This is a genomic window from Lysinibacillus sp. GbtcB16, from assembly GCF_019091145.1.
In the GTDB taxonomy this organism is placed as follows: domain Bacteria; phylum Bacillota; class Bacilli; order Bacillales_A; family Planococcaceae; genus Lysinibacillus; species Lysinibacillus fusiformis.
Map to the genome: position 1 here is coordinate 1 of NZ_JAGXJV010000463.1, position 266 is coordinate 266.

Genomic DNA, 266 nt, shown 5'->3' on the forward strand with positions numbered 1-266 from the left:
TGAAGGATCTGCCGCTGCCGCAGCGGTACGAAGATCTGCTGCGCCCCGAGCTTAAGGGCAAGATCGAGATCCCCGACCCCGAGACGTCGGGAACCGGCTACACGCTGCTGGCTTCGCTTGCCCAGCAGCGCGGCGACAGCGAAGCGATCGCCCTCATGCAGGCGCTCAAGAAGCAAAGCGCCGCGATGACGTTCGCAGGCAATACGAGCGCGCAGCATTTGGCCGAAGGCGAGATGGCTGCGGCCGTCTCCTTCCTGAGCGATCAG

General features: G+C 64.7%; 1 protein-coding gene. It reads left to right on the top strand.

Going from position 1 to position 266, the window contains the following annotated elements:
- Positions 1-266, top strand: a 266-nt coding sequence (locus KVT27_RS24905; RefSeq protein ID WP_217582199.1) for an ABC transporter substrate-binding protein, incomplete at both ends; no start/stop codon positions are given.